22 protein-coding genes are annotated in these 25,355 nt (G+C 38.2%); 9 read left to right on the top strand and 13 right to left on the bottom strand.

Annotation, left to right across the window (positions count from 1 at the left end; genetic code table 11):
- Positions 1-79 precede the first annotated feature (79 nt).
- Positions 80-2,614, bottom strand: a complete 2,535-nt coding sequence (locus ASG31_RS03300) for an ATP-dependent Clp protease ATP-binding subunit (RefSeq protein WP_056027841.1) — start codon at positions 2,612-2,614, stop codon at positions 80-82.
- A gap of 151 nt (positions 2,615-2,765) precedes the next feature.
- On the opposite strand from ASG31_RS03300, the gene ASG31_RS03295 reads away from it, so the two are divergent.
- Genes ASG31_RS03295 through ASG31_RS03275 form a run of 5 tightly spaced genes read left to right on the top strand, consistent with a single transcriptional unit; the run spans position 2,766 to position 6,417 of the window.
- Positions 2,766-2,990, top strand: a complete 225-nt coding sequence (locus ASG31_RS03295) for a hypothetical protein (protein WP_056027839.1) — start codon at positions 2,766-2,768, stop codon at positions 2,988-2,990.
- 1 nt (position 2,991) lies between these two features.
- Positions 2,992-4,089 (top strand): glycosyltransferase, encoded by a 1,098-nt coding sequence (locus tag ASG31_RS03290; RefSeq protein WP_056027837.1) that lies wholly within the window; start codon positions 2,992-2,994, stop codon positions 4,087-4,089.
- A 32-nt stretch (positions 4,090-4,121) separates the two neighbouring features.
- A complete protein-coding gene (locus ASG31_RS03285) occupies positions 4,122-4,541 on the top strand; it encodes a SufE family protein (protein ID WP_056027835.1) in 420 nt (139 codons plus the stop codon).
- A gap of 2 nt (positions 4,542-4,543) precedes the next feature.
- Positions 4,544-5,515 (top strand): glycosyltransferase family 9 protein, encoded by a 972-nt coding sequence (locus tag ASG31_RS03280; RefSeq protein ID WP_231433700.1) that lies wholly within the window; start codon positions 4,544-4,546, stop codon positions 5,513-5,515.
- Positions 5,512-6,417, top strand: a complete 906-nt coding sequence (locus tag ASG31_RS03275; protein ID WP_231433701.1) for a glycosyltransferase family 2 protein — start codon at positions 5,512-5,514, stop codon at positions 6,415-6,417. Before ASG31_RS03280 ends, ASG31_RS03275 begins: the two co-directional genes overlap by 4 nt.
- Positions 6,418-6,421: 4 nt before the next feature.
- On the opposite strand, the gene ASG31_RS03270 is transcribed toward ASG31_RS03275, so the two are convergent.
- On the bottom strand, positions 6,422-9,487 hold the full coding sequence (locus tag ASG31_RS03270) for a DNA polymerase III subunit alpha (protein WP_056027834.1): 3,066 nt from the start codon (positions 9,485-9,487) through the stop codon (positions 6,422-6,424).
- 14 nt (positions 9,488-9,501) lie between these two features.
- Positions 9,502-10,650, bottom strand: a complete 1,149-nt coding sequence (gene dinB, locus ASG31_RS03265) for a DNA polymerase IV (protein ID WP_056027832.1) — start codon at positions 10,648-10,650, stop codon at positions 9,502-9,504.
- Between the two features lie 61 nt (positions 10,651-10,711).
- On the opposite strand from dinB, the gene ASG31_RS03260 reads away from it, so the two are divergent.
- The gene (locus tag ASG31_RS03260) at positions 10,712-11,488 is read left to right on the top strand and encodes an XRE family transcriptional regulator (RefSeq protein ID WP_056027830.1); all 777 of its coding nucleotides are present in this window, start codon (positions 10,712-10,714) and stop codon (positions 11,486-11,488) included.
- A gap of 75 nt (positions 11,489-11,563) precedes the next feature.
- Here ASG31_RS03260 and ASG31_RS03255 read toward each other — a convergent pair whose 3' ends face one another.
- Positions 11,564-12,412 (bottom strand): neutral zinc metallopeptidase, encoded by an 849-nt coding sequence (locus tag ASG31_RS03255; protein ID WP_056027828.1) that lies wholly within the window; start codon positions 12,410-12,412, stop codon positions 11,564-11,566.
- Between the two features lie 65 nt (positions 12,413-12,477).
- On the opposite strand from ASG31_RS03255, the gene ASG31_RS03250 reads away from it, so the two are divergent.
- From ASG31_RS03250 to ASG31_RS03240, 3 genes are read left to right on the top strand one after another with little or no spacing between them, the layout of a single operon-like run.
- A complete protein-coding gene (locus ASG31_RS03250; RefSeq protein WP_131725488.1) occupies positions 12,478-12,804 on the top strand; it encodes a hypothetical protein in 327 nt (108 codons plus the stop codon).
- Entirely contained in the window at positions 12,804-13,136 is a 333-nt protein-coding gene (locus ASG31_RS03245; RefSeq protein WP_056027824.1) for a hypothetical protein, read from the top strand. Before ASG31_RS03250 ends, ASG31_RS03245 begins: the two co-directional genes overlap by 1 nt.
- 9 nt (positions 13,137-13,145) lie before the next feature.
- Positions 13,146-14,306 carry a glutathionylspermidine synthase family protein gene (locus ASG31_RS03240; protein ID WP_056027822.1) on the top strand — a complete coding sequence of 387 codons (1,161 nt, stop codon included), beginning with the start codon at positions 13,146-13,148 and terminating at the stop codon, positions 14,304-14,306.
- A gap of 35 nt (positions 14,307-14,341) precedes the next feature.
- Here the strand turns inward: ASG31_RS03240 and ribH are convergent, their stop codons facing one another.
- From ribH to ASG31_RS03195, 9 genes are all read right to left on the bottom strand, one after another.
- Positions 14,342-14,857: a 6,7-dimethyl-8-ribityllumazine synthase gene (gene ribH, locus ASG31_RS03235; RefSeq protein WP_056027819.1), complete on the bottom strand. Its 516-nt coding sequence runs from the start codon at positions 14,855-14,857 to the stop codon at positions 14,342-14,344.
- 4 nt (positions 14,858-14,861) lie between these two features.
- Positions 14,862-15,572 (bottom strand): tetratricopeptide repeat protein, encoded by a 711-nt coding sequence (locus tag ASG31_RS03230; RefSeq protein WP_056027817.1) that lies wholly within the window; start codon positions 15,570-15,572, stop codon positions 14,862-14,864.
- A gap of 137 nt (positions 15,573-15,709) precedes the next feature.
- Positions 15,710-16,888, bottom strand: coding sequence for an NTF2-like N-terminal transpeptidase (locus ASG31_RS03225; RefSeq protein WP_056027815.1), 1,179 nt, complete (start codon positions 16,886-16,888; stop codon positions 15,710-15,712).
- 154 nt (positions 16,889-17,042) lie between these two features.
- Positions 17,043-18,059 carry a hypothetical protein gene (locus tag ASG31_RS03220; protein ID WP_056027813.1) on the bottom strand — a complete coding sequence of 339 codons (1,017 nt, stop codon included), beginning with the start codon at positions 18,057-18,059 and terminating at the stop codon, positions 17,043-17,045.
- Between the two features lie 241 nt (positions 18,060-18,300).
- On the bottom strand, positions 18,301-19,632 hold the full coding sequence (locus tag ASG31_RS03215; RefSeq protein WP_056027811.1) for a hypothetical protein: 1,332 nt from the start codon (positions 19,630-19,632) through the stop codon (positions 18,301-18,303).
- Between the two features lie 8 nt (positions 19,633-19,640).
- The gene (locus ASG31_RS03210) at positions 19,641-20,354 is read right to left on the bottom strand and encodes a c-type cytochrome (RefSeq protein ID WP_056027809.1); all 714 of its coding nucleotides are present in this window, start codon (positions 20,352-20,354) and stop codon (positions 19,641-19,643) included.
- On the bottom strand, positions 20,347-20,868 hold the full coding sequence (locus ASG31_RS03205) for a DUF3341 domain-containing protein (protein WP_056027807.1): 522 nt from the start codon (positions 20,866-20,868) through the stop codon (positions 20,347-20,349). The genes ASG31_RS03210 and ASG31_RS03205 overlap by 8 nt, the downstream gene beginning before the upstream one ends.
- Complete coding sequence (nrfD, locus tag ASG31_RS03200; RefSeq protein ID WP_056027805.1) at positions 20,855-22,252, bottom strand: NrfD/PsrC family molybdoenzyme membrane anchor subunit; 1,398 nt, start codon at positions 22,250-22,252, stop codon at positions 20,855-20,857. Before nrfD ends, ASG31_RS03205 begins: the two co-directional genes overlap by 14 nt.
- Positions 22,253-22,282: 30 nt before the next feature.
- Positions 22,283-25,348, bottom strand: coding sequence for a TAT-variant-translocated molybdopterin oxidoreductase (locus tag ASG31_RS03195; RefSeq protein ID WP_056027803.1), 3,066 nt, complete (start codon positions 25,346-25,348; stop codon positions 22,283-22,285).
- Positions 25,349-25,355: the final 7 nt, after the last annotated feature.

Here is a 25,355-nt window from a genome sequence, read left to right as displayed (position 1 = left end):
GGAAAATCATTTCAGTGTATTGCTGTAAAAGAAAAAAGCACCGGGTTTTCCGGTGCTTTGCTTATTATTTTTAAAAATGTTAAGACTGAGAAGATTTTTCTGCAGACTTTTTGGATTTTGGAGTTTTTCCCGCCAGGCCATCTTTCGCATCGTTGACTTCCAAAACTACTGTTTCCCCTTCAGATAACTGTTTGTTTACGAGCATTTCTGCCAATAAATCTTCAATATATTTCTGTATGGCTCTCTTCAGTGGTCTTGCACCAAAGTCTTTATCCCAACCTTTTTCAGAGATGAAATCTTTAGCTTCAGCAGTTAATTCTACTTTGTACCCAAGTTTTTCTAATCTTCCGTAAAGTTTGTTTAGTTCAAGATCAATAATTCTCTTGATGTCTTCTTTTTCAAGCGAGTTGAAGATCACAATATCATCAATTCTATTCAGGAATTCCGGTGAAAATGCCTTTTTCAGGGCGCTTTCAATAGTACTTCTTGCTCTGGAATCTGTATTGGTCTTTTTAGCATTAGTTCCAAAACCTACACCGTCTCCAAAATCTTTAAGATCTCTCGTTCCGATGTTTGAAGTAAGGATAATAATTGTGTTTCTAAAGTCAATTTTCCTTCCTAAACTGTCTGTAACGTGACCTTCATCCAAAATCTGAAGCAAAATATTGAATACATCCGGATGTGCTTTTTCAATCTCATCCAGAAGTACTACTGCATAAGGTTTTCTTCTTACCGCTTCAGTTAACTGCCCACCTTCTTCGTAACCCACGTATCCCGGAGGAGCACCTACCAGTCTTGAAACTGCAAATTTCTCCATATACTCACTCATATCGATTCTGATTAAAGATTCATCAGACTCAAAGAGTTCTCTTGCCATTACTTTTGCCAGTTCGGTTTTACCAACACCTGTGGTCCCGAGGAAGATAAATGTTCCAATAGGCCTGTTCGGATCTTTAAGACCAGCCCTGTTTCTCTGGATGGCTTTCACCACTTTTTTCACGGCGTCTTCCTGGCCAATTACCTTTCCGTTCAGGTGGCTGTCCATTCCTGCAAGCTTATCCAGCTCATTTTTACCAACTTTGGTTACAGGCACGCCGCTCATCATAGAAACTACTTCGGCAACGTTCTCTTCAGAAACAGTCTCTTTCCGTTCTTTTACATCTTTATCCCATTGATCCTGAGCAGAATTAAGTTCCATCTGAAGTCTTTCTTCCTCATCTTTCAGTTTACGCGCTTCAAGATAATCCTGAGCTTTCACTGCCTTCTGCTTTAAATCTTTGATGTCTTCAATTTTCTTTTCAAAATCGATGATTTCGGTAGGAACTTTCATGTTTTTAATGTACACTCTGGATCCCGCTTCGTCCATAGCATCAATTGCTTTATCCGGCAAAAACCGGTCTGTGATGTATCTTGATGTAAGATTTACACAGGCAAGAATAGCTTCATCTGTATAGACCACATTGTGATGGTCTTCATATTTATCTTTAATCTGATTCAGAATCTGAACGGTCTCTTCAATAGAAGTAGGCTCCACCATTACTTTCTGGAATCTTCTTTCTAAAGCACCATCTTTCTCGATGTACTGACGGTATTCGTCAAGCGTTGTTGCCCCGATGCATTGAATTTCCCCCCTTGCCAAAGCAGGTTTAAACATATTTGAAGCATCAAGACTTCCTGTAGAACTCCCTGCGCCAACAATCGTGTGCAGCTCATCGATGAATAAAATCACATCTCTGTTTTTCTCAAGTTCAGTCATGATTGCTTTCATTCTCTCCTCAAACTGACCACGGTATTTTGTTCCCGCTACCAAACTCGCCAAATCCAGAGTAATTACACGTTTTCCGTACAATACTCTTGAAACCTTTTTCTGCTGAATTCTCAGAGCGAGGCCTTCTGCAATTGCAGATTTACCTACACCCGGCTCACCAATCAAAAGCGGATTGTTCTTTTTTCTTCTTGATAAAATCTGAGAAACCCTTTCAATCTCTTTTTCACGACCAATTACCGGATCTAATTTCCCGTCTCTCGCCAGAGAAGTTAAATCTCTTCCGAAATTATCCAAAGTAGGAGTTTTGCTTTTAGCAGAACCGAGATTTCCTGTAGGTTTTCTCATCTGCTCGAAGTCTTCTCTTTCTTCGTCGTCATCGTAAGCACTCATCTGTGGCGCTTCACCAGAGTTTTTAAGCATGGTCTGATATTCTTTAGACACTCCCTCATAATCTACATCATAAGCGCCCAAAATATTGGAAGTGGGATCTTCGTATTTATAAAGAATACCTAAAAGCAGGTGTACTGTATTGATTTCATTGCTTTTATATTGTCTGCATTCCAGCTCGGCACGCTTTACCGCATGATCAGCCATTTTTGTAAACGAAATATTGAGAACCTCCTCAGAAATAGGATTGATGCCTGCAGCATTTAATGTTTCAATTTTTCTTCTTATCTGTGTTAAATCCACATTAAGGTTTGTAAGGATTTCTTTTGCAGAGTTCTCTGTTTTTAATATCCCCAAAAGGAGATGTTCTGTATTAAGAAATTCACTTTTCAGCCTTCTTGCTTCGCTCTTGCTTTGTTTGAACACCTGGCTCAAACCTTGTGAAAACTTGTAATCCATAATATAACTCGTTAGAATAAATGCACCATTGCCATTTATTCAATATCTAAGGTACAAATATTTTACCAAAAAACAATGTCTGACTTTATGGCAGAAATTTGTTTTTTATCTTCCTGAAAATGACTAAGTTTGTGTCTCTTTAAAATTTCTCATGAGCCCGGAATCTGCATCATACATAGGCTATGCCGCATCTTTTTTTATTGTTTTAAGTTTTATTCTGAAAGATCTTACAAAAATCAGAATTGTAAATCTGGTGGGCTGCATCTGCTTTGTAGTTTATGGAATCTTCAGCGGGATGCTGTGGCCGGTAATAATACCGAATGCCATTATCTGCTTTGTTCAGATTTATTATTTGATTAGCGGAAAGAAGAAATAGGATGAAAAAGAAAATCATCATTTCGGCTTTCAGCAACTTATATACTGATCAGAGGATTGAAAAAATATGCAATACACTGTACGAAAATGGCTACAAGGTTGAATTGATTGGAAATGACTGGAATGGTGCCGAAAAAATGAAAAGGCCCTACCCTTTTTTCAGGATTTCTCTAATTTCCAGAAGCCTGAAGACGGCTTATTTTGAATTTAACTGGAAACTGTATCATCATCTGAAGAAAAATGCAGATACAAATTCGGTTTTATATGCCAATGACCTTGACGCTTTACTTCCGAATTATCTGATTTCAAAAAAACTGAACATTCCACTTATTTTTGACAGCCATGAGATTTTCTCAGAAATGCCCGCGATCCAAGGCAAATTGTCTCAAAAATTGTGGCGTTATCTGGAAAAAAAACTGGTTCCGAAAATAAAACTGATGATTACAGCAAGCGCAAGCTACGCCGAATGGTTCAGAAGGAAATATGGGGTAAACCCTGTTGTTTTGCAAAATGCACCGGAGAAAATCAGTTTTAAGATCACAATTCCTCAAAACAAACCTCAGATTCTTTTGTATCAGGGCGCAATCAATCCGTTCCGCGGAATTGATAAAGCTATTATGGCAATGCACCATTTAGAAAATGTCATCTTTAAAATTGCGGGTGACGGCCCGAGGAAGAAGGAATACCAGGAACTTGTTATTAAAGAAAATCTGCAGAATAAAGTTCAGTTTTTAGGCAAACTTCATCCGGAAGATCTTAGAAAAATTACTTTAACGGCAGATTGTGGGATGAGCATCGAAGAAAACGGTGGCGAAAGCTATTTTTATTCTCTGCCCAATAAAGTTTTAGACTGCATTCAGGCTCAAGTACCTCTGATAATGTCTGGCTTGCCGGAAATGAAAAATATTAAAAATCAGTTTGATGTAGGTGAATTGATTGCAGATCATCAACCGGAAAGCATCGCCGGCGCAGTAAGGATGGTTTTAGATAAGGGAAGAAATAATTATCAGCCTGAACTTAAAAAAGCAGCAGAAATTCTCTGCTGGGAAAACGAAGAAATTAAACTGATAAATGTAGTGGAAAACGCGCTTCGTTCCTAAATTTAGTATCTTTGCACAAAGAAAGTATAGAAATGACCATTAAAGAAAAACAGCAGGAAATCATTGATGAATTTGCTTTTCTGGATGATTGGGAGCAAAAATATGAATACATCATCGACCTCGGAAAAGAACTGAAAGGTCTTCCTGACGATAAAAAAACCGATGACAACATCATTAAAGGCTGCCAGAGTAAAGTATGGATTGATGCAGAGTTTAAAGACAGAAAACTTTTCTTTAATGCCGATTCAGACGGGATTTTGCCGAAAGGAATTGTTTCTCTTCTGGTGAGTATTTACAGCGGTCATTCTACTCAGGAAATTTTAGATTCAGATTTTGAATTTATCTCAGAGATCGGTCTTCAGGAATTTCTGTCGCCATCGCGTGCCAATGGTTTGATGGCCATGACCAAACAGATTAAATTTTATGCAGTTGCTTATCAGTTGAAATCTTAGTTGTGACCAGAATTTTAGCATACCGTTTTTCTGCTTTTGGTGATGTTGCCATGACGGTTCCTGTTTTCAGAGAATTTCTTGAGCAGAATCCTGAGGTGGAAATTGTAATGGTTTCCAGAAGTAATTTTGAGAGTTTATTTTCTGATATTCAGAATGTTATGTTCAAAGGTGTAGACCTTGATGATTATAAAGGTTTTTTCGGATTAAGACGGTTGGCCAATGAACTTCAGCAGGAGTATAAGCCCGATTTTGTAGCCAATCTGCACGATGTAATCCGCACAAAAGTACTCGATAAAATCTACAAGCGAAGAGGCTTGAAAGTATTTAAAATCAATAAAGGAAAAGAAGAAAAAGAACGCCTCACCGACGTCTGGAATCTCAATAAAAAACAACTGAAACAAACCGTTGAAAGATATGCAGATGTCTTCAGGGAAATGGGTTTCAAAATAGAACTTTCTCACAGGTTAAGACCATTAACCCAGGAAAAATCAGGGATAGGGTTTGCCCCTTTTGCCCAGCATCAGGGAAAAATGATGCCCCTTGAAAAATCTTTTGAGCTGGTGAAAATTCTGTCTCAGAAACATAAAATATATTTTTTCGGAGGTGGCCCCGGGGAAACCGAAACCTTAAAATCCTGGGAAGAGCAAATCCCAAATACTGAAAGTCTCGCAGGAAAACTCAGTCTTTCTGAAGAACTGAAAAAAATTTCCGCGCTTGAATTAATGATTTCTATGGATTCTGCAAATATGCATTTGGCGAGCGTTGTGGGAACCCGCTGTATATCAATCTGGGGATCCACAGATCCACTGGCTGGGTTTTTAGGATTCGGACAGAGTAAAGATGATGTGGTGCAGGTTTCAGAGCTCACCTGCAGGCCGTGTTCTGTTTTTGGTGACAAAGAATGTTTCAGAGGTGACTGGGCTTGTCTGGAGGAGCTCAGAGTAACGAAGATTATCGAAAAGATTGAGAAATGATAAAACTTTCGGTCTGTATACCAGTTTATAATTTTGACGTTCGTGACCTGGTTTACGGATTGAAAAAGGAAATCGAAAGCCAAAATCTTTCTGCCGAAATCATTTTAATTGACGATTTTTCCGACAGCCTTTTTTTTAGTTTAAATTCAGAAATTCAGAATATTGCAAGCGATTATATTCTGCTTGATGAAAATAATGGAAGATCAAAAATCAGAAATCTTTTTTTGAATTATGCTCAGGGGGAATATCTTCTTTTTTTAGACTGTGACGGGAAACTGATTGATAAAAATTTCCTCAAAAATTATCTGGATTTTCTTTCTGAAAACCCCGTCAGCGACGTTTTATATGGTGGAAGAAAAGTTCCCGCAGAAACTCCTGATCAGAAACATCTTTTACGCTGGAAATTTGCTGTGGAAAGAGAAAATCTTTCAGTTGAGAAAAGAAAATCTCATCCCTATTTAAGTTTTCAGACCAATAATTTTGTGATCAGAAAGAATGTTTTAGATAAAATCCCTTTTAATATTTCTTACAGCAATTATGGGTATGAAGACCTGCTTTTTGCGATGGATTTGAAATCTGAAAATATCCTTATTCATCATATTGAAAATCCGGTTCTGAATAACGACGTTGAAACTAACGAAAGATATTTGGAAAAAGTAAAAGAGTCTGTTTCCAGCGTGGCATCAATGTTAAAAAAAACAGCCGTAAGAAACAGAATATCAGACATTAAACTCGTAAAAGCATTTGAAAAATTAAATTTTTTTCCCTTACACTATCTCATCGTTTTCCTTTTTATAATTTCTGAAAAGTTTTTAGAAAAGAGTTTGCTGAAAGGCTGCAAAAATCTCAGGTATTTGGATTTATTTAAGCTCGGACTGCTTTTTAAACTGATGAAATCTTAAAGTTTTATTTAAACTTATTTCTCGGTAAACCAATCTCATGCTCCTGCGGATAAGGTTTTCTTGAAGTCATACTCACATCTTCCTTTACCTGCTGATGAATGTCATAACGCTTTTTGCTGTCGTAGGCATATCTGGGATCAGGAATCATCGGCATTTTTGCCATTTTGTGAATGGTTATCGTAGGAAAATGATAATCTACTTCCACCGTTCCGAGCAAAAGGTAACAGCCACCACCCTGAAAATTGTATTCTCTGAGACTGTCGGGGAAATGTGCGGTATCAAAATAATCTCCATTCACATCAATCCAGGTTCCAAAAAACATCGTTCCTTTTTTGGTGGGAACGTGTTTTCTTGAGATCAGGTAAGCAAGCATTTTGACCTGTTTTTTGTGATGTTTTAAAAGATCTTTCACGAAAACCGAGCCTCTGTATTTGGTTTCAAGCAAATCAAAAGGCGTGGAAGAGACAGGAAATCCTATAATTTCAAGCTCATCAAATGCATCTTCAAAAGGATCTCTTTTCAGTTCGGGAAGTCTGTATTCCTGTGGAGGTTCTTCAATCAACATCAGGCCTCTGTTTTCAGGTTTAAAATTAATGAGCAGTAATCTGGCTTCCACCAAAAGTTCGTTTTTCCCTTTTCCCGTAAACCGAAATGCACCAATGAAAATAAGGGTCTGCACAGATTCTATCCCAATCGCAATTCTGCGGATGAAGTCTTCTAAAGATTTATAATTCCCATTCTGTCGGCGTTCCGAAACGATTTCGTGAGCGACTTTGGTTTCCAGATTCTGGAGTAACATTAAACCTAAATAAATGTTTTTTTCATGTAAACTGGTTTCAAAATCACTTGAATTTACGCAGGGTGGTTGAATATTTCCACCGGACATTTTGGCTTCGTGGATGTAGACTTCAGTACGGTAAAATCCACCCTGATTATTGATCACAGAAACCATAAATTCTAATGGATAATACACTTTTAGGTATAAACTCTGATAACTTTCTACTGCATAAGAAGCGGAATGTGCCTTGCAGAAAGAATATCCGGCAAACGATTCAATTTGTCGATAGGCTTCAGTCGTAAGTTCAATGGAATGACCTTTAGCTATACAGGATTTGAAGAAATGCGTTTTTACTTTCTGGAGTGCAGACAGCGATCTTCCCTTCCCACTCATCGCTCTTCGCAGAATATCGCCATCACCTAAGCTCAATCCGCCAAAATATTGGGCAATTTTTAGAACATCCTCCTGATATACCATAATTCCGTATGTGTCGCTGAGATGTTTTTCAAAAATAGGATGGAAATATTCAAACTGATCGGGATGATTGTGCCGGAAGATATACTCCCGCATCATTCCGCTTTGTGCAACGCCGGGACGGATAATAGATGATGCTGCAACCAGTGTGATATAATCTTCACATTTTAATCTTCGCAAAAGTCCACGCATGGCGGGAGATTCTATATAAAAACAGCCAATCGTTTTCCCGACAGCTAAATATTCATTGCATACCGGTTCATTTTTTGAAAGTGTCGTATCCCGAATATCAACATCAATCCCCTGTGTTTCTTTAATGAGTTTTACCGTGTCATTAATCGTTCCCAGACCTCTTTGGGAAAGGATATCAAATTTTTCCAAACCAATATCTTCCGCTACGTACATGTCAAACTGAACGATTGGGAATCCTTTTGGCGGCATTTCCAAAGCAGAATAAGTGGTGATTGGCTCATCAGAAATCAGAATCCCACAGGCGTGCATACTTCGTTGATTGGGGAATTTCTCCAACAGTTTTCCATATTGATGAACTAGTTTCACAACGGAATTCATCTCGTGCGTTTCCATTGATTTACCTGCTAAATTGTCCAATTCTTCTTTTGGTAAACCGAAAGCTTTTCCAACCTCACGAAAAATTGATTTGTATTTGAATTCCACGTTGGTTCCACAGAAAGCCACGTATTCTTTACCATACTTTTTAAAAATATATTCGAGCATTGCATCACGATCCTGCCAACTCCAGTCGAGGTCGAAATCGGGAGGTGCTGTACGGTTAAGATTTAAAAACCTTTCAAAATATAAATCCAGTTCCAAAGGGCAAATGTCTGTAATTCCAAGGCAATAACTTACAATTGAATTGGCTCCACTTCCTCTTCCCACATGCATAAAACCCATTTCATTGCTGTGTTGAACAATGTCCCAGGTGATAAGAAAATAGGCTGAGAAATTAAGATCTCCAATGACTTTAAGTTCTTTTTCAACTCTTTTTTTTGCGGTTTCATCATCACCATATCGCTTTTTCAGACCCTCAAAAGCGAGCTTATTTAAAAGTACTGTATCTTCTTCGCGGGATTTTAAATAATATTTTTTATTCTTATTTTCGGTACTTCCGCGTTCTTTATAGGTAAAATCAAAACGGCATTCTGCTAAAATTTCTGTTGTGTTATTAATGATTTCAGGATAGTGTACGAATGATTTTATTAAATTTAATTCGGTAGTAAAATATTCAGATTTCCTGCAGACATCATCTTCATTGAGTTTCGAAAGAATTGTATTGCTGTCAATCGCCCGCAAAATTCTGTGCAGATTATACTCTTTTTTGGTGCTGAAAGTTACAGGATGCAGAACCACCATTTTATGGGTTTTATCTTTAAATTCCGGACGGATCAAAAGGTTTAACTCTTCTTCTCTGATGCCTATAAATTCATTTTCTTTTAAGCTTTCCGGAATGTTATTTAATGGATAAATGACAAAAACGTGATTAAATTCCGGAGCTGTTTCAGAAAGTTCAACGCCGTAACAATTATGAGCGGTCAGCATTTTATTTACTTCTCCAATCCCGCTGAATTCTTTGGCGATGGCGATGTACAAAAGTCTGTTCTCTTTTCTTACTTCAATTCCGGCAATGGGTTTTATCCCTACTTTCTCGCATTCTTTTTTGAAATCATAAATGGCTGTAACGGTATTAATATCCGTGATCACCAGCTCTTTAATTCCCAAATCATCCGCTTGCCTTACCAATTCTGAAATTGACAAAGTTCCGTAGCGCAGGCTGTGATAAGAATGACAGTTGAGAAACATTTTTTTAAATTTAATTATTTTCCAAAGTCGAAACCGGATGCTCTGCCCACGGCATCAGCCCCGAAACGGTTTTTGATATAATCCATTGATTGATAAAGATTCATCTGCTCTTCGGTGTCTTCAAAAAGATTCATCTGATGATTTCCGTGAACGAGATCTGTAAACCGTAATCCGATAAGGCGAATTCTCATTCTCCGCATGTAGAGTTTGTTGAAAAGTTCCAGCGCAACCCGCGATAAAGTATGATCTGCAGAGGTGTAGGCCACGCGCATCTGCTTGGTTTCTGTATCAAAATTGGCATAACGGATTTTTACCATCACCGTTGAGGTGATCCATTTTTCCTGTCTGAGCTGAAATGCGAGTTTTTCTGCCATTCCGCTGAGGATTCTCTTAAGTTCTGCTACATCAATTGTATCTGTTGCAAAAGTTCTTTCTGTGGAAACAGATTTCCTTTCAGAGTAAGGAACCACGGGATTTTCATCAATACCATTGGCTTTTTTCCAAAGTTCTTTTCCGTTTTTCCCAATCATTTGCTGGAGGACTAAAACGGGCATTTCTGACAAGGTATGAATGGTCCGGATGCCAATTCGTGACAAAAGCTGAAATGTTTTATCGCCGACCATTGGGATTTTCTTTACCGAAAGAGGATTTAAAAAAGATTTCACTTCCATTTCTTTAATCTCCAGTCTTCCGACGGGTTTAGATTCTCCGGTTCCTATTTTAGACACAGTTTTATTGGTTGAAAGGGCAAAACTGATGGGAAGCCCGGCTTCTTTGTTGACTGCTTCTGCAATTTCTTTAGTCCATTGGTAGCAGCCGTAGAATTTATCCATCCCAGAGAGATCAAGATAAAATTCATCAATACTTGCTTTTTCCATGACGGGAACTCTTTCCTGAATAATTTCCGTAACCTTATGCGATAGATTTGAGTACAGTTCATAATCTCCTTTAATAATCTTCGCATTGGGGCAAAGTCTCAGAGCCATGCGGATCGGCATTGCAGAGCGTACACCAAATTTTCTGGCTTCATAAGAGCAGGAGGCAACAACGCCACGGTCGCCACCTCCGATAATCAAAGGAATTCCGTCGAGCTTGGAGTTGCCCAATCTTTCGCATGACACGAAAAACGTATCCATATCCATATGTACAATTGCACGATTCATGGCGTAAAATTAGTTACGTTTTTAAACAAAAAGCGTATATTTGTTGTTACAAATTATAACAATGTCAATTTTTTCAGATAACATCAGGGTTTTGAGAGGTAAAAAAATGATAACCCAACAGGAGTTGGCAGAAACATTAATTATTACCAGATCGCGGTATGTTTCTTACGAAGACGGTCGTTCTGAGCCGCCGTATGAGGTTTTAATTAAAATTTCAAAATACTTTCACATCAGTATTGATCTGTTGCTTACTGTAGATATCCGAAAATATCCTTTGGAAGAAATGCTGAAACTTCCCGACAACCGTATCGTGCTTCCGGTGGTGGTGGATAAAATAGGAAACGGCAGCATTGAAATTATTCCTCAAAAGGCTTCAATGGGCTATCTGAACGGATACAGCGATCCTGAATATATTGAAAGTCTGCAAAGGATTTCCTTACCGTTTCTTACTAACGGAAAGTACAGGGCTTTTCCTGCAGACGGGGATTCTATGCCTCCTTTCAGAGATGGTTCTTACATTATCGGAAAGTATGTGGAAAATTTAGAAGATTTAAAATCTGACCGAAGCTATGTTTTTGTGACGCTTAACAATGGAATTACTTACAAAAGGTTTAAGACTAAAAATGAAACATCATTATCAGTGTGTGCAGACAATGCTTTCTATGAAGCTTATGATATTCCGTTTGATGAAATTGTGGAGATTTGGCAATATGCGTCGGGGATATTTCCTGAGGAGTTTGAGCCTTTTTCCGGCGACTCAAAAAATATTCAGATGATGTTTTCGGAACTAAGAAAAGATATTAAAAAACTGGATGATAAATTTTCTGAGCTGAAATAAGATTTAAAAATTAAACATAAAAAACCTGCAGAACATAAAATTCCACAGGTTATTATTTAATCAAAGTTCTAAAAGTTATCTTACTTGCTGGAAAGTGTTTCCCTGTCTGATGTCTCCGGAATTGTAACCTTTCATAAACCATTCTTTACGCTGTGCAGATGAACCATGTGTAAAGCTCTCCTGATTCACATATCCCTGAGATCTTTTCTGGATATTATCATCACCCACCGCTTCTGCGGCTTCCACGGCTGATTCCAGATCGCCCGGTTCTAAGAAACTTTCTCTCTCATTAGAATATCTTGCCCAGAGACCGGCATAGAAATCTGCCTGAAGTTCTGTGGCTACAGACATTCTGTTGAGGTCAGATTCAGAATATTTACCGCTTTGTCTGGCATTATGGGTTTCATTTAAAACTCCCAAAAGATTTTGTACGTGGTGTCCCATTTCGTGAGCCATAACGTAGGCAATGGTAAATTCTGTAACCCTGGCTCCGAATTTTGACTGAAGTTCTTTAAAGAAACTCATATCCATATAAACCGACTGGTCTGCTGGGCAGTAAAAAGGTCCCATGGCAGCCTGTGCCGTTCCACAGCCGGATGAAGTTGCACTCTCAAACAGCACTACTTTTGCAGGTTTATACTGCATATTGTTTTCGGCGAAAATTTCCGTCCAGGTTTGCTCGTTCTCTTTGGTAATCATCTGAATGAAGCTCCTTACGTTAAGTTCTTCTTTTGTAAGTTCTCTTTGCTCAGTTTGCTGAGGAGATCCGCCTCCCGAAGAAAGAATCGCAGAAGGATCGCCTCCCAGAAAGAAAACAATTGCCGCAATAATGATGGTTCCCAAACCTCCACCCACGGCCATTCCGCCGCCGCCCAGGCCTCTTCTGTCATCTACATTATCACTTCTGTCGTTCGTCCATTTCATATCTGTTATTTTTTAGGTAAATTTAAAATTTTAAATAATATTTTTGTAGAAAAATTATGCCTAAAGTGAGAAAATTTAAATTCTGCCTTCTGTTTTTTGGTTTAATGGGAGTAATTTCCTGTAATGAAACATCAGAAAAGGAGGATGAGGTACAAAGTGTAGACAAAAAAGCAGCTGTAGAAACAGAACTTTCTGTACAGCACATTGATTCTGCAGATGTTTTGATTACCAAACATAAAATCTGGAAAGACAATAAACTTTTCAAAGAAATTATCAAAAGAGATACAATTCCTGCTTTGGGCGATTCTCTGCAAATGGTGGAGGATGCCAACGGAAATGAGCACAATACCAAAGTGAAGAAAGATTACGAATTTTATATCACGGTACAGTAATGAAAAAATCGAAATCTATAAAGTTGCTTTTCGTGACAGGAATTCTGGCTGCCTGTTCTCAGGAGCCGTCAAAGGTGCACGGACAAAACGAGAAGAAGGTGTATATGCGTTCAGATTCCACGGCTTCTTATTCACGGTCGCATGGTTTTATGACGGGACTTTTGCTGTATCATGCTTTCAGACCGTATGGCGCTTACAGTAATGGCGCTTTTCAAAGAACAGGATACTACAGCGATGCCATCAGTTCAAAATCGAATATCGGGAGAAGCACTTACAAAGGAAATGTTGTAAGAGGCGGAATGGGCAGAAGCGGTTTCAGGGCATCATCTTAGAATTTAAAAATGAAAAGAATTGCATCACCCTTCAGGAAAAACTGGGAACACAAGCTTGAAAATTTAGGTTTTGGCTATCATTCTATGGAAGATTTGTACTGGGACGAAAGTCATTACTACGAACTTTCCATGGATGAAGTGAACACCATCGAAAGGGCAACTGCAGAATTGTGGCAGATGTGTCTGGAAGCTGTAGATTATGTGATTGATAAAAATCTTTGGGACAGGTTTAATATTCCTGAATATTTCAGAAAATATATCGTGACGAGCTGGGAAGAAGATCATCCTTCTATTTACGGAAGGTTCGATTTTGGTTTTGACGGGAAAAATTTAAAACTTCTTGAGTTCAATGCCGATACGCCGACTTCTCTCTACGAAGGCTCTGTTATTCAGTGGTACTGGTTGCAGGAAATGTTTCCGGGAAAAGATCAGTTTAATTCCATTCATGAAAAACTGGTGGATTACTGGAAGTATCTTAAAAAGTATATGGATCCGCATTATATTTATTTTGCTTCCCTTACGAATATTGAAGACGTTACCAATGTGGAATACCTACGCGACTGCGCAACACAGGCTGGTTTCGAAACAGAATTTATCCCCGTTCAGGATATTGGCTGGGCAGAGGATGCGGGCGAATTTATTGCGGCTGACAGAAGTGTAATGGAATATATTTTCAAGCTTTATCCTTACGAATGGATTCTGGATGACGGTTTTGGCGAAAAACTGGTTAAAAACAATTTCAGATCTCAATGGATAGAGCCGTCTTGGAAAATACTTCTTTCTTCAAAAGCGATTTTACCGGTTTTATGGGAAATGTACCCAAATCATTCCTATCTTTTGGAGTCTTATTTTGAACAGAGAATGCTGACGAGTTTCGTAAAAAAACCAATCTATTCAAGGGAAGGAGCCAATGTAAGTATTCACAAAAATAGTGTTCTGCTGGAGAAAAACGAGGGCGATTATGCCAAAAACGGTTTCATCTATCAACAGTTGTTTGACCTTCCTAATTTCGACGGAAATCATCCTGTCATCGGAAGCTGGGTCATTGGTCAGGAAGCAGCCGGAATCGGCATAAGAGAAAGTGTCAATTTAATTACGAATAATCAAAGCAGGTTTGTGCCTCATTTGATTGATCAGAATAAACTGTATATAAAAGAAAAGGAGCTGTAAAAAAAGCTCCTTTGTTATTTTTAAAGATTTAGGAATTAATTTCCAAAACCGATATTTCCTTTTTTATCTGAAAGATTTTTCTTAAAATCAATCATTCTTAAAGCCGTTACCGCCGCTTCAACGCCTTTATTTCCAAGGTCGCCACCACTTCTTGCGATTGACTGTTCTTTGGTGTCGTCTGTAAGAACGCAGAAAATAGTTGGTGTATCGGTTAAAATATTACAGTCTTTAATTCCCTGAGCTACGGCGTCACACACAAAATCAAAATGTGGCGTTTCCCCACGGATAACGCATCCTATAGAAATTACCGCATCAAACTTGCGTTCTTTGCAAAGTTGCATGCTCGCATAATTTAATTCAAAAGCTCCCGGAACCGAAAAAAGTCTGATGTTTTCTTTTTTTACACCCTCTTTCTCAAGAATTTCAAGTGCTGCATCACGGAGATTGTAGGTTACAAAGTCATTCCACTCAGAAAAAACAATGCCGATAGAAAAATCTTCGGCATTGGATATATGAAGTGGCTTGTAATCTGAAAGATTAACTGTTGCCATGTTTTTAGTTTAAATATTTAGACATTTCAATGTAAGAATCAGACATTCCGTTGTCGTAATCCTGATATTTTTCGTCAATTGTAGTAAAATATTTTTTAGCTTCTGCATTTTTCTTTAAACCTAAAGCCAAAATACCTGCTTTTCTTGTAAAATAATATGTTGTGTAAGGATCATCCGATGCAGAAACCGCTTTGTCTAAAAGACTCAAAGCTTCAGTGTTTTTGTTAAGACCAGACTGAGCATCTGCCATTACACCATATTTCATTGCCTCTAAAGTTTTGTTGTCTGAAGAAAATTTATCCATCAGATCGTAAGCTTCCTGAAATTTTCCTTCTTTGAATTTTAAAAGAGCCGCATTGTAACCAGCGAGTTTACCCACTTTGGTAGAAGAATACTCATTAAAAGTTCCTAAAAACCCTGGATTAGCTGCAGATTTTCCGCCTAATGCTTCTTTTTCTTTGCCTTCTACAAGGTTTTTCTGTGCTGTAAGATAGGTTTTTACTGCTTCAGCATTTTTTGGAGCCACCACAAACTGCTGGTATCCGAAAAACCCTAAAACTCCCAAAACGATTACACCAAAGGCAATACCTAAAGGTTTTGCATATTTTTCAAGGAATCTTTCTGTGTTTAAAGCTTCTCTGTCGAGGTCTTTAAAAAATTCCACTGTTTCTTTACCTTCCTGCTCGTTTGGAGCATTCTTTCCCAATTTTGCCATAAATTCTTAAAAAATTGAACTGCAAATTTAATTGTTTCTGAATGATTTACAAAATACTTTACGAGTATTATTGATTTTTAATTTTAATAACCTGTTAATGTTCTTTTTTTAAACCAAAAGCCTTCTGCCGGAACCCGCTAAGGATTGATTTTATAGCTTGAAATTTTCCAGTCTCCATTTACGTTTTTAAGTCCGAATGTTACTTTTAATGCTGTTGTTTTTCCGCTTTTATCGGTAACATCGTAGGTTGCGTTTACGCTTGCTGAATTCGGTGTTGATGCATTGGTGCTGATATTTTTCACTGAAACATTTTTCACTGCTCCGAAACCGGAAGTTGCATCAGAAAATGAATCGTAGCTTCCCCAGCTTGGGTTGCTTGAAGCGTCAAAAGCTGCCTTTAAGTTTTGAGAACTTACGTTATTCAGAAATTTGCTTACTGTAGCTTTCGGATCTGCAGATGGCGATTTTGGAGCTGTTGGCACAGTTGCAGCCGGATCTGTTGGTGTTCCTGCAGGTGTTGTTGCATCCGGGAAAGTAGGTTCTGTAATTTGCGTAGAATCTACTATTGGCGGTGCAGGCATTCTTAATGCAGATGGATTGACGTCTAAACCAATCTTTGTCATTTTCAAAGTTTTTGCTGACGTTTTTACAGAAACTGTGATATCAATTTTACCATCTGTTACTCTCTCCGCCGAAAGCGATGAAAATTTCAGATAAAACCCTTTAAAATTATTATCCAGCATTATATTTTTTGCTGTGGATAATTTTACACCATTGTTGAAAACCTCTAAAGTAGCCTCCAAAGTTGCACCACTGAAAGAAACAGGATTTCCCGAAGCGTCTGTTAATCTTGGGATAATCTGTACTGCAGTAGGCCCGCTGCCTGTATCTCCCGAATATTTTGTGATAAGATTGACAGATGCTGCACGCACATCGTTAGAATCTACCTCTTTTGCATTCAAATCTCCGAAAATTTCCAGATTACCAAGTGATGGCGGAGCGGTGCTTGACCAATCCATGCTGTTTTTCTGGGCTACCTGATCGGCAAGTGCCAGAATTTCCGGAACTTTTTTCCCGTCAATCAGTTTGCCTAAAGCTTTGAGTTCGTTGATATCGCCATCGGCTTCTACACCGAAAGTTTTCAGTACATATAAAGCCTCATTGAATTTGACTTGCTGAAGCGTATTCAGACTCGAGGTCATATCATTAATGCTCGACTGCAAAGACTGTGTGGAACTTGCGTCTACGTGGTCTTTCTTACAGGCTGTAAACAGTGCAAGACCGGCAATAAGTAAAAAGAATCTAACCTTTTTCATACGTAGGTATTTATTTTTTTTGGCTATCCCTAATAATCGGGACAAGTTATGCAATCGCTGTATTTTATTGGTGTCTGTATTTCCAAGTCACAGCAGTTTTATAAAACAGTGGTTTGTTGCAAATTTAATAAAACCTTTTATATGTATTGTTTTTTTATTTTACGTTTTGTTTTTCTTTCAGATCATCTTTAAAAAAAGAACTGAACACGGTCTGCATATTTGGGAAAGATGGGTCTTCCCAGTATTTTGTGGCGTAATTGCTTTTGGTTTTGTCATATTTCACTTTAGGGACATCCTTTGAATTACTGAAATCAATTTCTGCTGCATTAAAGTTTCTATAAACAACAACTTGATTATAATTTTCTTCTGTTTTATGTTTTAGCTTCATAAAACCTATTTCATTACTCTCAATAAAGTCCCTTAATGTCTTTTTAGAATCTTTCTCGTAAGAAACATTCAGAATTGTCTTAATATCAAACAGACGAATACCCAAAATGCTAAATTCTTTGTTCTGAAGTGCTTCACCTGTTATTTCCATTTGATCTTTTGCAGCGCTTTTCAGTTCCTTTATTTTAGCCTTTTTAGATTTATAATCATAAATATTACCAACATCTTTTAATTTTGGAAGTTCTAAAGAAGAGCTATAATCCCACGAACCCATTTTTCTAAATTCGTTCTCGGCACTTTCTAACCAAAAAATACGATACTGCTCAATATTAGTACTCTTAACTTTTTTAGTCTTGTTATCAAAAATATAAGTAGCAACACCATCTACGTAACAATTTAATTTATTATTAACCACAACATAGCTATTAAAATTTCCTCTAATGAAAAGATATTTCGCTGGTTTTGATTTCTTAATTACAACAGCTTCTATTTCTCTTACTTTATCATTCAGTTTTACAATATCTTTATTGATTTCTGCATAAGAGAGCTCTGCAAGTACCAAATTTTCATGAATAATTTTAAATTTTTCCTGCTCCGGCTTTAAGGCAGATCGATCGATTTTACCATCAATATCCGAGAATCCTAAAATATTTCCGTCTTTGCCGAAAACAGAAACTTTGGTAAGTGGTTGCCCGCTTCTCTCAGAAACGAAAGTGATAGTTTGTGCAAAGAAAAAATTCAGTACAAAAAGCAGCAGAAAGGAAGTTTTAATTTTGAAATTCATAGTTTATTGGGTTTAAATATTTACAATAAAGACGAAGAAAATCCGGAATAGTTGTCTTGAGTTTAGAATTATTTGATAAGTGCTCTCCATTTACCTTTTGTTACGGAAAATTTATTTTCTGCCAGGAAAACACAAATAATTTTTAAATCTGAGTGACAGATAACCTGCAATCTTCATCCAAAAAAGCAAAAAAAGACTGATCCGAAGACCAGTCTTTTTAAATATATTCTGTAACGAAACCTTAGAAAGGATATTCGTAAATTTCAGATTCGTGTAGATAAGGGTTACCTGTAGGAATCAGTTTCAGTTTAGATAATGCTGAAAGCACTGTAAACATAAATAATCCAACTACAAATAATACCGCTCCGGCTACTAATAAAAGCAGTTCAGGTGTCTTCCAGAAAGGACCCACTGTTCCCGGCATTACCATGTTGAAGTAATCTAAAAGGTGACCGAAGATTACGATACAAGCCATAATAGTTACCACTTTGTAATTTCTCTTGATGCTGCTGCTTACCAATACCAATAAAGGTAAAAGGAAGTTGAATACCAACATCGGTAAGAAAGTAGGTGAATAGTGCTGGAATCTTCCGAAGAAATAATTTACCTCTTCCGGAATGTTTGCGTACCAGTACAACATAAACTGTGCAAACCAAGTATACGTCCAAAGTAAACTTGTAGCGAATAGGAAAACTCCTAAATCGTGTAAGTGATTGTCATTAAACTGTGGAAGGAAACCATTTTTCTTAAGATAAACACTTAATAAAATAATAACCGCTACACCACTTGAAAGACAGCTTACCATTGAATACCAGATGTACATTGTAGAATACCAGTGAGGGTCAATAGACATCAACCAGTCCCAAGCCCATGCTGCAGAAGCAAATCCGAAGAATGCAATGTAACCAACAGCCCATCTGTAAAGGAACTGATACTCCACTAAAGATTTTGTATCATCTACTTTTTTAGACTGAGATTTCAGTTTCCAGGCAAAGAATGATGCTCCACAAACGTAGATAAATGTTCTGATTGCGTAGAAAGGAATATTAAGGAAAATTTTCTTTTCAAACAGGATCACATCAAAGTGTGCTGATGTAGGATCTGTTAATTCCGGATCCATCCAGTGGAACAAATGTCCCTGATGTGTAATATTAAGAATCATGATGATAATTAATATTGCTCCACCGTAAGGAATGTATGAAGCGATAGCTTCCATTACTCTTGTGATGATAATTGGCCATCCTGCATGAGCTGCGTGCTGAATACAATAGAAAAACAATACTGCAGCACTGATTCCGAAGAAAAATACAGCTACAAAATGGATAGATGCCAATGGTGAATTGTGAATCTGCATTGTTGCATGCTTTAGATGAGAATCTTCATCTTGAGAGCCTATCATCTCACTTGAGTGTGTAGGCGCATCATGACCTGAAGAGTGTACTTCATGCATCATGTGCTGAATTTTTTCAGTAGATAAACCGCTATTCAAAAAATAACCGGCTATGAAAAGAACCAAACCTACAACAAGAAGTATGAGAGAAGTTGATTTTAATTTTGGTGAAAAACTATACATTTCTTTTCTTATTTTTTAGTTTCAGTAGATTGAGTAGTCGCTGCTGCTGCCGGTGCAGCTGGAGTAGCCGCGGGAGCTGCTGCAGGTGCCGGTGCTCCTTTTTTGAAAGCATTCATCACATACATTGCCACTCTCCATCTGTCGCCAGCGCTAAGCTGTCCGGCATAAGAACCCATGGCATTTCTACCGTTTGTTAATACATAATGCACAGATCCTACAGTGATTTCTCTGTCTGCATAATTTGGCACACCCGAATAAGCGCCGCTCTGAACAATTGGCCCCTGCCCGTCTCCACCAATACCGTGACATGCAGAACACGTACGTTCAAACAAGAATTTACCTCTTTCAATATCTTTATCAGCATTCGCAGGATTTAAAGGAGATGTGGTCACTGTTTTAGCAGCATCATAACCAGCGTTGTACTGTTCAGGATTTTTTGGAAGTTTATCTTCGGCAAAAACGCCGTCTTTATTCTGAGCCACTGAACCTTCTACCGGGCCAAGACCTGTAGCGCCGTTGTTTCTTACAAAAGCAGGAATTTCATTTTCATGATCTGAATATGCATCCTGAGCTTTCATCAAGGGGTCATAAGCTACAGGAAAATACATATCCGGGAAATATACCAAAGGTGTATTTTCTTTTGGTCCGCAAGAAGTAAACAATACTGCTGAAAGACCTAAAAAGGCTGTAATTTTTAAAATATTATTCTTCATCTTACGCATCTTTTACAGTTATCTCTTCTACACCGGTTTCAATAAGAAGCTGCTTTACAGATTCTACATCATCAGTTACAAATTCCATTAAGAATTTATCATCAGTAGTTCTCGGATCCGGATTCTGTGCCGGAGCTCCAAGATACATTTTGTTTCTAACAAAGAAAGTTAATGACATCAAGTGAGCGGTACAGAAAACCATCAGTTCAAACATTGGGTCAATGAAAGCAGGGAAGTTATTTACCCAGCTGAAAGCCGGCTTACCTCCAATATTCTGTGGCCAGTCGTGGTTCATAATGTACCATGATAAAGTAATACCAATGGTCACACCATAAAGAGCGAAGATAAATGCGGCATCAGAAATTCTTGTTTTCTTCAATCCTAAAGCTTTATCAAGGCCGTGAACCGGGAAAGGAGTATAAACTTCGTTTATAGAGATCCCTTTATCGTTGAATGCTTTAACGCCGTTCATTAAATCGTCGTCATCAGCATAAAGTCCGTATACAATTTTAGTGGTGCTCATCTCCTTCTTTTACTTTATAGGTTTCACCTGAAATTTTTAAGATACTCTTCAATTCAGCCTGTGCAATTACAGGGAATGTTCTAGCATATAGTAAGAATAATACAGAGAAGAATCCGATTGTTCCCAAATATACTCCAACGTCAATGATGGTTGGTTTAAACATCGTCCAAGATCCTGGAAGGTAATCTCTCGAAAGGTTGATTACAATGATGTCAAAACGCTCAAACCACATACCGATGTTGATAATTAAAGCAATAATAAATGTAGCAATAATGTTTGTTCTCACTCTCTTGAACCAGAATAATGCAGGAACAACAAGGTTACAGATAATCAATGCCCAGAATGCCCACCAGTAAGGTCCTACTGCAGCACCCGGAGAAAGATAAGTAAAGTCTTCATATCTTGAACCAGAATACCATCCGATGAAATATTCAGTTGCATAAGCTACAGTTACCATACCACCTGTCAATACGATTACGATGTTCATAATTTCGATATGATACATTGTGATGTAGTCTTCAAGGTGACATACTTTTCTTGCGATTAACAAAAGCGTCTGTACCATTGCAAATCCTGAGAAGATAGCACCCGCAACAAAGTAAGGAGGATAGATCGTAGAGTGCCATCCTTTAATAACTGAAGTTGCGAAGTCAAAAGATACCGTCGTGTGTACTGAGAATACAAGTGGAGTTGCCAAACCTGCAAGAACCAAAGATACCTCTTCAAATCTCTGCCAGTGTTTTGCTTTTCCACCCCATCCGAAAGACAGTAATGTATAGATTTTTTTAGTCCAAGGCGTTTTTGCTCTGTCTCTGATCATTGCAAAGTCAGGAATCAAACCTATAAACCAGAATACCGTAGATACTGAGAAATAAGTAGAGATTGCAAATACGTCCCAGAACAGAGGTGAGTTGAAATTGGTCCAAAGTGTACCAAACTGGTTAGGAAGAGGGAAAACCCAGTATCCTACCCAAACTCTACCCATGTGAATTACCGGGAACAAAGCTGCCTGTACAACCGCAAAGATCGTCATCGCCTCTGCAGATCTGTTTACAGACATTCTCCATCTCTGTCTAAATAATAATAATACTGCTGAGATCAGCGTACCGGCGTGACCAATACCTACCCACCATACGAAGTTGGTAATATCCCAACCCCAGTTAATAGTTCTGTTAAGCCCCCATGATCCAATACCTGTTCCGATAGTGTATGCGATACAGCCAAATCCGTAGATGAATAGAACTAAGGCTGCATACAGTGATACCCACCATAATTTTCCTGCTCTTTCTTCTATAGGTCTTGCAATATCTTCAGTGATATCGTGATAAGTTTTGTGACCAATAATTAGAGGTTCTCTTATCGGAGCTTCGTAATGTCCTGACATTTTTTACCTATTTATTATTTAAACTTTATTTTATACTCTGTTTCTTACTTTAGCGTGATAGAACACATTTGGTTTTGTTCCGATCTCTTCAAGTAAATGATATCTTCTGTTGCTAGAATACAGTTTTCTAACTTTAGACTCTTTATCGTTCATATCTCCGAATAACAGTGATCCTGTAGCACAAGCGCCAGCACAAGCTACTGAATCCTGGAATTCATTATCTGTAACTTTTCTGTTTTCTTTCTTAGCATTGAGGATAGTTGCCTGAGTTTTCTGGATACATAATGAACATTTCTCCATAACCCCTCTCGTTCTTACCACAACATCAGGGTTCAACACCATTCTTCCTAAATCGTTATTCTGATTAAAATCAAAACGGTCATTTAAGTTATAAGTAAACCAGTTGAAACGTCTTACTTTGTAAGGACAGTTGTTTGCACAGTATCTTGTACCAATACATCTGTTGTAAGCCATGTGGTTCTGCCCCTGCTTACTGTGTGAAGTCGCCGCTACCGGACAAACAGTTTCACAAGGAGCGTGGTTACAGTGCTGACACATTACCGGCTGGAAGATTACGTCAGGATTTTCTGCAGGATTTTCTAAAGATCCTTCGATACCTAAAATTTTGCTTCCGTAAAGCTCAGGAACTGCTTTGTCCTGTGCCAAACCGTCATATACAGTTAGAGTGTCTTTTGAAGAATAGTAACGGTCAATTCTCAACCAGTACATATCTCTTGACATTCTAATCTCTTCTTTACCAACAACAGGTACGTTGTTTTCTGCCTGACATGCGATGATACACGCGCCACAACCTGTACATGAGTTCAAGTCAACGGATAAGTTGAAGTGAGGTCCGTCTGTATCGTCGAAAGCATCCCAAAGGTCAATTTTACCTGCAGGAAGTGCTCCGCTGATGGTATGATATTCCAAAGGCTTATTCCATCCTTTGTGCTCGTCGTCGAAAGGTACATTAATGAATTCTGCCAAAGGAACTTCCTTCGCGATTTCGTAACGACCCATTAAAGTATTTTGAAGCTGAACACCTGCAAACTCGTGATCTTCTCCTGTCTTTTCAATTTTTACGCCTGAAAGCACAAGGTTCGAACCGTCAAATAAAGGGTAAGCGTTTACTCCTGTATCAGCAGTTGCTCCGGAGTTTTTCTTTCCGTATCCAAGCGCAAGACCTACTGATCCTTCTGCCTGACCCGGCTGTACAAATACAGGAACATTTTCTAATTTTACTCCGTTTACGGTAAGATTGACTAAAGATCCATCTAACTGCATTCTTGCATTAAGATCGTTTTTGATCTCAAACTTGTCAGCATCCTTAGGAGAAATAGTAAGATAGTTATCCCAAGACATTCTTGTGATAGGATCCGGTAATTCCTGCAACCATGGGTTGTTTGCCTGAGTTCCATCTCCCATTGCAGTTTTGGTGTACAATACCAATTCTAAATCAGCAGGTTTGAAGTTTCCTAGTTCTGCAAGGGCCTGAGCCGCGTTTCCGCCAGCGTAAGTAAGCATTGTTGCATTATTTGAAGCTACGAAACCGTTATAAAGAGCTTTGTTAAATGAAGTTGCTCCTAAAAGAGAACCTGCATTTGCCTTTAAATAATCGTAATAGTTATTGGCAGCATTGTTTTTTCCATTCTTCCAAACCAATAAAGATTCTTCGATCTGTCTTGATTTATAAATTTTCTGGATTGTTGGCTGCATTAATGTATAAACACCTGTCTGAGGTTCTATATCACCCCAAGATTCCAGCCAGTTGGCCACAGGAATTACAGCTTTTGCTGCTTTATACATTTCGTTTTTCTTATCAGCAACAGCAACTATACAAGGTACTTTTGCCAAAGACTTTTTGAAATCCTCACCTTTGTGGTAAGAATAAACCGGGTCTACATTGTTGGTGATTAAGACACCTACCTGTCCACCGTTTACCCATCCTAAAAATTCTTCAAATCTTGCTTTGTCAAATTCTTTCAGGAAGTTTGCTTTACCAGTGAAAGCAACAGAACCTAATTTCTGGTTAATTAAGTGTGCTAAAACCTGAGCCGCTTTAGAACCGTCTGCAAATACTACAGCTTTGCTTCCTTTAGCCTGAAGTTCTTTTACGATTTCTGCTGCAGTTTTATCAGCCGGAGCAGTTCCACCCACGATGGCGTTGTATACTTCCACCAAAGTTTTGTTTACTGCACTTGGTTTAAGTCTATATCTTGAATCTGCGTTTGCACCCGTTAGAGACATATTAGATTCAACCTGGATGTGTCTCATCATGTTTGCTCCCGGAGTTCTTGCCGCAGCATAAGAGGTTTCAAGCCCTGAAGCATTGAAGTCTCCTAAGAAATCTGCCTGGAAAGCAACTATCAGTTCTGAACCTGTAAGATCATATACTGGTAAAGCTCTTGTTCCGAATACTTCTTGAGCAGCGTCCAAAGATGCACTGTAAGGGAAGGCATCGTAAGTTACCAGCTCTGCAGTAGGATATTTTGCTTTAAATTCAGCAAATAATTTTTTGAATGTAGGAGATGCAAAAGACTGAGATAAAAGAACAATTTTTTTACCTGCCGCCTGAGCATCATTTAATCCTTTGATAACGAAATCATCTACTTTGTCGAAAGTTTCGTCTTTACCGTCAAGTTTTGGCTGCTTTACTTTATCATTATCATAAAGTGAAAGTACAGCTGCCTGAGCTCTGGCATTAGTTTTACCTAAATTACCGGCTGCCGGGTTTGGATCAATTTTGATCGGTCTTCCCTCTCTGGTTTTCACTAAAACACTTGCGAAATCGAAACCGTCAAAATAAGTTGAAGCGTAGTAATTAGGGACCCCAGGAATAATATCGTGTGGCTTTACTACATAAGGGATTGTTTTGATCACCGGAGCTTCACAGGCTGCCAAAGTTACTGCTGCAGTAGAGAAACCTAATAATTTTAAGAAATCTCTTCTTGTAGTACTTGCATCGCTGGTTTCAGCTTTGTCTAGAAAATCTTCTACCGGAATTTCTTCCTGGAACTCTTTAAGAGCCAGCTTACCGTTTAAGGCAGGGTCTTTAAGTTCGTGAATACTTCTGAATTGTATTTTATTTGAAGCCATTTATACT

This window comes from Chryseobacterium sp. Leaf404, from assembly GCF_001424145.1.
GTDB lineage: Bacteria > Bacteroidota > Bacteroidia > Flavobacteriales > Weeksellaceae > Chryseobacterium.
Note: the sequence above shows the minus strand (reverse complement) of the source record. Positions and strands in the feature narration are given on the sequence as shown.